6 protein-coding genes and 1 other RNA gene (1 of these 7 cut by a window edge) are annotated in these 7,157 nt (G+C 50.1%); all 7 read right to left on the bottom strand.

Annotation, left to right across the window (positions count from 1 at the left end; genetic code table 11):
* Positions 1-61, bottom strand: the beginning of a protein-coding gene (locus MKY82_RS00700) for a YbaB/EbfC family nucleoid-associated protein (RefSeq protein ID WP_009595540.1). 251 nt of this gene lie to the left of the window's left edge; 61 of the gene's 312 nt are visible here — the first part of the coding sequence; its start codon is at positions 59-61; the stop codon falls past the left edge of the window.
* Positions 62-101: 40 nt separating this feature from the next.
* Positions 102-1,817 (bottom strand): DNA polymerase III subunit gamma/tau, encoded by a 1,716-nt coding sequence (dnaX, locus tag MKY82_RS00695; protein ID WP_194540357.1) that lies wholly within the window; start codon positions 1,815-1,817, stop codon positions 102-104.
* A gap of 293 nt (positions 1,818-2,110) precedes the next feature.
* An RNA gene (gene ffs, locus MKY82_RS00690) (signal recognition particle sRNA large type) lies at positions 2,111-2,377 on the bottom strand.
* Between the two features lie 117 nt (positions 2,378-2,494).
* Positions 2,495-2,692, bottom strand: coding sequence for a 50S ribosomal protein L31 (gene rpmE / locus MKY82_RS00685; protein ID WP_006207505.1), 198 nt, complete (start codon positions 2,690-2,692; stop codon positions 2,495-2,497).
* A 177-nt stretch (positions 2,693-2,869) separates the two neighbouring features.
* Entirely contained in the window at positions 2,870-4,147 is a 1,278-nt protein-coding gene (locus MKY82_RS00680; protein ID WP_339295258.1) for a radical SAM protein, read from the bottom strand.
* Positions 4,148-4,179: 32 nt separating this feature from the next.
* The gene (gene rho, locus MKY82_RS00675; protein ID WP_071222335.1) at positions 4,180-5,508 is read right to left on the bottom strand and encodes a transcription termination factor Rho; all 1,329 of its coding nucleotides are present in this window, start codon (positions 5,506-5,508) and stop codon (positions 4,180-4,182) included.
* Between the two features lie 151 nt (positions 5,509-5,659).
* A complete protein-coding gene (locus MKY82_RS00670; RefSeq protein ID WP_339295257.1) occupies positions 5,660-6,919 on the bottom strand; it encodes a UDP-N-acetylglucosamine 1-carboxyvinyltransferase in 1,260 nt (419 codons plus the stop codon).
* Between the last annotated feature and the right edge of the window lie 238 nt (positions 6,920-7,157).

Raw genomic sequence — 7,157 nt, 5'->3', positions numbered from 1 at the left:
CCTTGAGCATTTGCTCCTGCATCTTTTTCACTTGCTTCATCATTTGGTTCATATTATTCATGATTCATCTCTCCTTATAATAGGGTGCACGTAGGGACGTGCTAGTCTTTTATGACAACGAGGTCTTCTCCAAACAACTGGATGGCCTCATCAATCCATGGTTTTTCCCCACCGGCCTCCGCTTCTTCGTGCTCAAGCTTAAGTTCTTCTGCCTGAGGCTTGCCCACTCCTTCTACCGCGTCACTCCAATCACGAAGCATCATGGTAACCAGATGATACGGCTTGCCAAGCGTTGACTCAAGAACCCCTTCAATCACCTGTTTATTGGCAGGCTTCTCCGTGGTTTCGCGGTGGATGTTGTTTTTAAAAGCGATAAGAACCTTGTCTTCCCATACGGACACAGGCTCACCATCCATCAACCATGCGTGGACCGTTACCTTCTCCTCTTTCACGTTCTGCAGAATTTGGGCCCACTGCCGTTGAACAGAGGTAAAATCCTCTCCGGTTCGGCAAGATACATACTGATCCATATGCTGCGGAATCTTGGCTGATGAAGCTGCTTTCGGTGCCGGTGTACGGGTAGACTTGGCCGGTTCACGTTGACCTGATGCAGGAACACCATTTTGTATCAGTCGCTCCAGCTTCTTCTCAAGTGCGGCTACGTGCTGTTTCAGCTGAGCGAGTTCACCTGCATCGGCCGTACTATGGGCAGCTGAGGCCCCACCCGCAGATTGGGTTATACCGGAGAGCTTGAGCAACGCTACCTCAAACAGAGTTTGCGGCTGCGAGGCGTATTTCATCTCACTCTGATACCGGTTCAGCGTATCAATCATTTGAAATAGTTCCTCTCGGCTGAAGGCATTTGCCATCTCCTGAAACTCTGCCGGATTCAAAACCCGGTCGGTCAGCTTGTCAGCGCCTGGAACCATCTTGATCATGAGCAAATCGCGGAAATAATACAGGAGGTTCTCCATGCATTTATCTGCACTTTTTCCCTCCTGCATAAATTGCTCCACAATCTGCAGCACAAGTCCGGCATCCCCCTGTTTCACAGCACTGGCCAGACGGCCAAACTGCTCCGAGGCAATGCCGCCCGTCATGTCCATGACCTGCTGGTAAGATACCGTACCTCCGGTAAAGGAAGCAATCTGATCCAGAATGCTCAGTGCATCCCGCATACCGCCATCCGACAGACGTGCGATATACTGCAGCGCTTCATGCTCTGCCGTAATGCCTTCTTCTCCGCAAATCTGCTCCAGACGCCCGGTTTGTTCGTCCAAGGAAACTCTACGGAAGTCAAACCGTTGACAGCGTGAGATGATCGTTGCCGGAAGCCTGTGCGGCTCTGTTGTCGCTAGTATAAACATCACGTGTGCCGGCGGTTCCTCCAGCGTTTTCAATAAGGCATTGAACGCTTCCGTCGTCAGCATGTGTACTTCATCGATAATATAAACCTTGCGCCGCACCTCGGTCGGTGCGTATTTGACTTTCTCCCGCAAATCACGGATTTCCTCGACGCCGCGGTTGGATGCAGCATCGATCTCCTGAACATCCATGACGGCTCCGGACGTTATACGCCGGCAGGCCTCGCATTCATTGCAGGGTTCCTCAGCCGGACCATGCTCGCAGTTCACGGCTTTGGCCAAAATTTTAGCGGCACTGGTCTTGCCTGTACCCCGTGGACCGCTGAACAGGTAGGCATGGGAAACCCGCTGCTCGCGAATGGCATTCTGCAGGGTCTGGATAATATGCTGCTGGCCCACCATGTCGCCGAACGACTGTGGTCGCCAAGCACGATATAACGCGATATGTTCCACTGTGCTTTACCCTCTTTCAACTTCCACTTCACGAGATCGAGAACCCTAAGGTTTATACTAAGCCCGATCTTCGCGTGCTTTACTATTGCATTCATGGTCAATCCCAGCCCAAAAGGCGTGAGTTTAACGGTTATATTATACTACATTCTATACTACTTTCCCCTGCCTTAGCAAAACGTTTACTTGGAAATCTTTATCCAAAGTGCACATGAAGGATCAGCTTGAATCTATAGCCGTCTCGACAAAAAACACCCTTGCCAATATGGCAAAGGTGTTATGTGCAGATATGTATACCGTGCACCTGTTATTGATAATTGCGATCCGAGCGGCAATCCTGAGCAACAACTCGGGCTAGGCACCCCTCCGGCACAAAAGCGATCTTGCTTATGGCTGCTTCCTTCCGGACCTGACCAGGTTCACAAGTGCTCATTGCGGAGGACCCAACCGTCAACGTTGAGCGCAGGGACCAGCCTCACATCGACAATACCTCTAACAGGAATTCAACCTCGCTACAGCGGATTGCGAGTTACAGGGCACCGCTACCTCCCCGTCTAGCACGGCGAACTTTAGTATATCGCATGGCTATCAAAAAAGCAACCGACGGAAGAAGTTGCATACTCCACCAGCCCTGTAAACAGACAAAAACCCTTCGACCACAAGGGCGAAGGGTTTGTTTATTAGATACCGTATTTCTTCTTGAATCTATCAACACGACCGCCAGCATCCAGGAATTTCTGTTTACCTGTGAAGAACGGATGACAGTTCGAGCAAATCTCTACACGAAGATCTGGTTTTACAGAACCTGTCTCAAACGTATTACCGCAAGCACAAGTAACTGTAGTAACGTGATATTTCGGTTGAATATCTTGTTTCATTGTAGCTTTCACCTCTTTCCGCCCTGAGCCTCATGCGGACCCAGAGTTATATGGACACATAAATGGAGTATATCACGAGCATATTGAATGCGCAATAGCCCATACACAAATCATCAGACAAGTCCACAATTGGAATTTCAACCTGATTTTAACACATGCAATGCCAGCACGATTCTGCTAGATAATTGAAGGTCTCTTCTTCGGTCTTGCCTGTCCCGGAGGCGGCACATGCGTATAGGAGCCAATCACCACATCCGGCAGCTCCTCCTGCATAATCTCAATAGCCTGCTTCATCCCCAGAATCTCACCTTGCGCAGGCGGAATAAGCTCGAGATAGCTCTCAGGGTCAATATTGAGATTACGGAGCTGGATTAACTTGAGGCCCGTGCGGCGGGCAAACTCAATCATAGCCTCCAGCTCTTCCTCGCGATCGGTCACGCCCGGGAAGATCAGATAGTTGATGGATGTATACACGCCTTGATCGGTTGCATAGCGAAGGGATTTCTCCACATTGGCCAGCGTATAGCCCCTTGGCTTGTAGTATGCGTTATAATGATCATCCAATGCACTGATTGTGCTGACTCTCATCAGATCAAGACCCGCATCCACGATGCCGCGGATAAAATCGGTCAGTCCCGCATTCGTATTAATATTAATGTAGCCCATATCAGTCTGCGCCCGAACTTCTCTCATGGCTTCTATAATGATTTTCGCCTGCGTGGAGGGCTCTCCCTCACAACCTTGGCCAAAGCTGATGATCGATTCCGGTGTCTTCAGATGCTCCAGCATGACCTGCACCAGCTCATCCACTCTCGGACGGAAGTTCATGCGGGTCTGAGGCGCGACAAAGCCGCTGTCATCCGGCTGTTCCGATATACAACCGAAGCAACCGGCATTGCAGGAATAAGATACGGGAACAGCGCCTTCCCAGCGATTCAGGAAGGTGTTGGATGCCGTCAGGCATTCATATCCTAATGCACAGTTAGACAGATGCTCATAGAGTCGATTCTCCGGATATTTCTCCTTCAGCGTCTTAACCCCAAGCTCAAGATCGTTCACATCGCAGTTCACAGGGTTCCACTTCTCAGGGTCATCGGACAAACGCGCCGTCGTATAGAAGGCGCCATCCTTCCATACCACCGCCGAATAACCAAACAGCGGCAGCTTATATTCCTTGTCCGTCTTCACGTACCCTGGCAAGCACAAGCGGGTATATCCTTGCGGCAAAAGCGCTCCGACAGCGGTATACCCATCCTCAAGCGGCATCATTTCACCGGTCTCCGGATCCATCCCGATCGCTCGGGTGCTCGGCAGCCCGACCAGGGTAGCTCCCTCTGGCAAAGGTATCAATTCATCATCCAATATTTCAACGATCATATTACCGCTTCGGGCAAGCCCGAACAGCTCGGAATGATCATAAACGTTCCCTTGCTCATCTGCATAAACCAAATACATGTTGATCTCCTATTCTCCGGGTTGATTCAGGCTTAGCTCTGAGGTGCCGTCGCTGCAGATGCACGCGATGGACGTCTGGCTGTCTGGCTCTGAGTCCCGGTTCCGCTGCCGTTATTGGCATTCACATCAAATGATGCCAAGAACTCCGCGTTATTCTTGCTGTCACGCATTTTTTTGAGGAATCCTTCCACAAAGTCAGCAGAGTCGTTCATATTTTTACGGATCGCCCAAATGGTATCCAGTTCATCCTTGTTCAAGAGCACCTCTTCACGCCGGGTACCGGAGCGACGAATGTCGATCGCCGGGAAAATACGGCGTTCCGCGAAGCGGCGATCCAAGTGCAGTTCCATATTGCCCGTTCCTTTAAATTCCTCATAAATAATATCATCCATCCGCGATCCGGTTTCAACCAAGGCTGTAGCCAAAATCGTCAAGCTTCCGCCTTCCTCCACGTTACGCGCCGAACCGAAGAAGCGTTTCGGACGATGGAATGCAGCAGGATCAATACCGCCGCTCAGGGTTCTTCCGGACGGAGGGATAACCAGGTTATATGCACGCGCAAGACGGGTGATGCTGTCCAGCAATATAACAACGTCCTTCTTATGCTCCACCAGCCGCAAGGCACGGGACAATACCAGTTCCGCCACTTTAATATGGTTCTCCGGAAGCTCGTCAAAAGTAGAAGCAACCACCTCGCCCTTAACGGAACGCTGCATATCCGTCACTTCTTCAGGCCGTTCATCGATGAGTAAAACAAACAGTTCAATCTCTGGATTGTTGGTTGAGATGCTGTTGGCGATTTCTTTTAAGAGGAGCGTTTTCCCTGCTTTTGGCGGTGCCACGATCAAACCGCGTTGTCCTAAACCTACAGGTGCAAGCAGATCCATAATTCGGGTTGACAACTGATTAGGGGATGTTTCAAGAACAAGCTTTTCTTGCGGATATAGAGGAGTCAAGGCTGGGAAGTGCAATCGTTCCGCTGCGACGGCAGGATTCTCACCATTCACGGCGTTGACCTGCAGCAGCCCGAAGTAACGTTCGTTCTCTTTAGGTGTCCGGCATTTGCCCGAAACCAAATCTCCAGTCCGTAAATCAAATTTACGAATCTGGGAGGCCGAAATGTAGATGTCCTCCGTGCTCGGCAGATAGTTGATCGGTCTAAGAAAACCGTAACCTTCCGGCAAAATCTCGAGTACGCCCTCCATGAACATCAAGCCGCTCTGTTCGGCCTGCGCCCGGAGAATGGCAAATATCAATTCTTTTTTCTTCAACTGGCCATAATAAGGAATCTGATACTTTTTGGCCAGCTTATACAGATCCGTCAGCTTCATGCCTTCCAAATCGGCTATTTGTAAATCCATTCAATAACCACCTATTCAATTATTTGTTTCTGTCACAGCAATCCTGCTGTCATGTAGTCTATTATTCTATGAGAGCTTTACTAGGAGCATTACCCAAATCTGAGGGAGATATGCAGTTTCAACCACACATTTCCCTCATTTTGGTAAAAAATCATTCTTCCTCGGTCTCACGCCATACGTCGGCACCCAGCATGCGCAGATTGGATACCAGATGGTCATAGCCGCGATCAATGAATTCTACGCCGCTTACCTCCGTCACCCCTTCGGGTACGGTTAGTCCCGCAATCACAAGAGCCGCACCTGCGCGCAGGTCGGTCGCTTTGACCTTGGCTGCGTTCAGCGGACCACCTTCTATAATGGCCGAGCGTCCCTCCACGCGGATCTTGGCACCCATGCGAACTAACTCCGGAACATGTTTAAATCGGTTGCTATATACAAAATCACTAAGGACACTGACGCCTTCCGCTTGGGTAAGCAGGCTGGTCATCGGTGATTGCAAATCCGTTGCAAATCCAGGATATATAAGCGCCTTCACGTCCGCATGCTGGTATCGGTCCTTACCGATCACGCGGATGCTTTCGTCCAGCTCCTCAATACCAACACCCATCTCGATCAACTTGGCCGTGAGGGCTTCAAGGTGTTTCGGGATGACGTTGTCAATCAGAACATCACCGCGTGTAGCTGCGGCAGCAATCATATATGTACCGGCCTGAATCCGGTCTGGAATAATGGAATGGCGGCAGCCATGCATCTCGGTTACGCCTTCAATCCGGATCGTTTCCGTTCCGGCGCCCTTAATGACAGCCCCCATGGAATTCAAAAGTGTTGCAACATCTATAATTTCAGGCTCTTTCGCCGCATTTTCAATAATTGTGGAGCCTTTGGCCTTAGCAGCCGCCAGCATAATATTAATCGTTGCACCAACACTGCTCACATCCAGATAGATCTTCGCGCCTCGCAGCTCTTTAGCATGCAGATGAATCGAACCGTGTTCATTGGTGACGGTTGCGCCAAGCGCTTCAAAACCCTTAATGTGCTGGTCGATGGGACGAGGTTCAAAATTGCAGCCGCCCGGCAGGCCGATCACGGCTTCTTTAAATCTTCCAAGCATGGCGCCCATCATATAGTAGGACGCGCGCAGTTTCTTAACGGGTCCGTTAGGCATCGGAATAGATTTGATATCAGAAGGGTCAATTCTCATCTGATTGCCTTCCCATGAAACTTGCCCGCCCAATTCTTCCAAAATCTCAGCATAAACAGCCACATCGCTGAGAAGCGGCAAATTATCAAGTACGACTTCCGATTCCGCCAGAATTGCGGCGGGAATTAACGCAATCGCGCTGTTCTTGGCACCACTGATTGTTACAGTACCTCGCAGTGGGCGTCCACCGCTGATCATCAATTTTTCCATAAGCTTTCGGGTCCCCCTACATCACTTCGCAGCCGGAAATGGTTCTGATGGCCGTCATACAAGAAAAACGTCTTATCGACGTTCCTTAAGGATGACAGACCGCATTTAGCGTTTCTTATTGTTCTCGATGATCCGGTTGTGAAGCTCACAACCCGCTTGTACTTTGATATCTCAATAAATGAAATGGAAAAACACCGGCTACGCGGTGTGCTTTCCATTTCATTGTATGCAGCATAAG

The organism is Paenibacillus sp. FSL W7-1279, from assembly GCF_037969845.1.
Taxonomy (GTDB): Bacteria; Bacillota; Bacilli; order Paenibacillales; family Paenibacillaceae; genus Paenibacillus_AQ.
This window is presented reverse-complemented; position numbering and strand designations above follow the sequence as displayed.

What these genes read in the sequence shown, in the direction of transcription:
- MKY82_RS00670 (WP_339295257.1), bottom strand. Translation starts at nt 6,919, where the DNA reads ATGGAAAAATTGATGATCAGCGGTGGACGCCCACTGCGAGGTACTGTA.
- rpmE (WP_006207505.1), bottom strand. Translation starts at nt 2,692, where the DNA reads ATGAAACAAGATATTCAACCGAAATATCACGTTACTACAGTTACTTGT.
- rho (WP_071222335.1), bottom strand. Translation starts at nt 5,508, where the DNA reads ATGGATTTACAAATAGCCGATTTGGAAGGCATGAAGCTGACGGATCTG.
- MKY82_RS00680 (WP_339295258.1), bottom strand. Translation starts at nt 4,147, where the DNA reads ATGTATTTGGTTTATGCAGATGAGCAAGGGAACGTTTATGATCATTCC.